Source organism: Coxiella-like endosymbiont of Rhipicephalus sanguineus (assembly GCF_018687865.1).
Genome location: NZ_NIQB01000097.1, coordinates 1 through 1229, shown reverse-complemented (window position 1 = coordinate 1229; position 1229 = coordinate 1). Strand labels below are relative to the sequence as shown.

Here is a 1229-nt window from a genome sequence, read left to right as displayed (position 1 = left end):
GATATCGCTAACGCTGCACCGAGTATGCTGGCTTTTTGTGGCACCACTAACGGGTGCAAAATACCAGTGCCAACTATAAGCAAGTTAAATTGACAGCAGAGTGGGTTTACAATGAGCTTGACCGCGCTATTTTCCCAACTAAAGGTCTTTATACAGGATTAGGCTTGGAAGTAGGTGTTCCTCTTTTAAAATCCAGTTTGGATTATTATTTGGCAACGTACGCAGCAAAATATTATCAACCATTGGGTCATGGGTTTATTTTAAATTTATTAGAAACCCTCGGTTATGGAGACAAATTCGGTCATGATCGGTTACCCTTTTTCAAAAACTTTTTTGCTGGAGGAATTGGCTCTGTTCCTGCTTTTGCTCCAAATTCATTAGGTCCAAAGAATCGTTATCCACTTGGTAGTAATTTCGGCGCTATTGGTGGTAATTTAGAAACTATTTTTGGAGTGCATTTAATTTTGCCGCAATTTAGTCAAAAGGTTCGTACTGCCATTGTGTTTGATGCAGGAAATGTTTTTCAGGTACCTCGATTTCCAGGAGATATCGCAATTCCAGCACGGGGCGGTGTTTCTGATCCTGAGGCGAATATCCGGCCACAGATCATCCAAGACGATAAATTTTCTTTTAAAAATTTACGCCCCTCGTTAGGTCTTTCTGTAGAATGGTACACGCCTTTTGCGCCAATCGATTTTACTTTAGCCTTCCCGCTGAATCGTCGAGCAGGGGATAATTTTCAAGCATTTCAATTTTCTTTTGGGATGAGCTTGTAAAGGGAAGAGTTGACCGGAGCTTGGTTTACATACGAACCTGAACTATAATGGGCGCTACTTTATTTTAAGGAGAACGTCATGATGAAGTGCTTATTTGTGGCCACCTGTTTATCAGTGGCAATAAATTGGACAGCGGCTGCTATTGGGCAAACCGTGGGAAGGGTGGATATGCGGCAAATTTTTCAAGTATCACAGCAGGTTAAGAATATCAATACCCGGCTTGAAAAAAAATTTTCACCACAACGTGAAAAAATTATTAATTTAGGTAAATCCTTGCAAGAGGATGCTAAAAAATTTCAACGCAATGAGGCAGTGATGAGTGAAAAAGAAAAGCAAGATCTAAAAAATAAAATTGGTGAAAAACAAAAGGAACTTCAGCAAGCACAAGTCGAATTTCAGCAAGGATTATATAATGCACAGAATAAAGCCATGGCTGAATTTATGACAAAAATT

Annotated in this window: 1 protein-coding gene and 1 pseudogene; both read left to right on the top strand. The window is 39.5% G+C overall.

All coding sequences use genetic code 11. The features are described 5' to 3' along the window. Nucleotides 1–776, top strand: a pseudogene (locus B1F79_RS05925) (BamA/TamA family outer membrane protein); the annotation flags it as partial. 78 nt (nt 777–854) lie between these two features. Further along, the coding region (locus B1F79_RS05920) for an OmpH/Skp family outer membrane protein (protein WP_251366371.1) at nt 855–1229 on the top strand (375 nt) is incomplete at its 3' end.